Origin of the sequence: Mesorhizobium sp. M0019 (assembly GCF_040323975.1) — a bacterium.
Classification (GTDB): domain Bacteria; phylum Pseudomonadota; class Alphaproteobacteria; order Rhizobiales; family Rhizobiaceae; genus Mesorhizobium.
The window spans coordinates 1-1,057 of record NZ_JAMYVK010000136.1; the positions used below are offsets into that span (position 1 = coordinate 1).

Below are 1,057 nucleotides of genomic sequence, written 5' to 3' on the forward strand. Positions count from 1 at the left end.
CTAGAGCGGCGGACTTTCATGTGAGTCCATACCCTGCGGCTGCGAAGTAATTTCTGCATTCTATTGGAGAGAAGAGATTGCAGATATCGCCAATGGCCTGCCACAGGGCGTCGATGGTTCTGATGGCCTTTGCGCGCAGGTGCGCCTTGAGCTTGGCAAATGCCATTTCGATGGGATTGAGATCTGGGCTGTAGGGCGGCAGGAAGAGCAGCCATGCGCCTCTGGCCCGGATCGCTGCCTCGGCGGCCGGGCTCTTGTGGGCAGCGAGATTGTCGAGGATGACGACATCGCCCTTTGCCAGCGTCGGAGCGAGCTGCGTTTCGACATAGGTTTCGAAGATGCGCCGGTTCATCGGCGTGTCGATAACAAAAGGGGCCGTGAGCCCATGACAGCGCAACCCGGCGATGAAGGTCTGCGTCTTCCAATGCCCGAACGGTGCCTTTGAGCGCAGCCGTTGGCCCTTTAGGCAGCGGCCGCGCAGACGTGTCATCTTCGTAGTGGTTCCGGTTTCGTCGATGAACACCAGCCGATGTGGCTCAAGCCGCATCCGCGGCTGGCGCCTGGTCTGCCACTCCTGCCGCGCCTTGCTGACGTCGGGACGTTCTTGCTCGCTGGCCAGCAGCGTTTTTTTTGAAGCGATAGCCATTCCTGATGAGCCAGCGCGAGATCGAGGCAGGAGCGACCTGGACGTCTGTAGCAGCGGCCAGTTCGGCGGCAAGCTCCGGCATGGTGATGTCATCCTTCTCGGCCACACGGCCAAGCAGGAACGCACGATGCGGGTCGAGCTTGGAATGGCGGCGGCCACCGCTGGCCTTGGGCGCCAGGCTCTCGGTCTTTCGATAGTTCCTCATCAGGATCACGACAAACGAAACCGACACCCCAAAATGTGCCGCCGCCGCACGCCGCGAGTGGCCAGCCTCGACAAACCGCACAACACGTTCACGCAAATCGAGCGAATAGGGCTTGGGCATGGCAAATCACCTCCTACAGGAAGTGAATCATGAACCACGCCTCACTGGAATCCCTCGCGATTCAAACTGAACGTCCGACGCTCTAG

1 protein-coding gene is annotated in these 1,057 nt (G+C 60.3%); it reads right to left on the reverse strand.

Going from position 1 to position 1,057, the window contains the following annotated elements:
- Positions 1-16: 16 nt before the first annotated feature.
- Positions 17-971 (reverse strand): IS630 family transposase gene (locus NKK47_RS35010; protein ID WP_352579929.1). Its coding sequence is split into 2 segments (ribosomal slippage): positions 17-653 and positions 652-971, totalling 957 coding nucleotides; the frame shifts between segments, so codons are not numbered across the junction.
- Between the last annotated feature and the right edge of the window lie 86 nt (positions 972-1,057).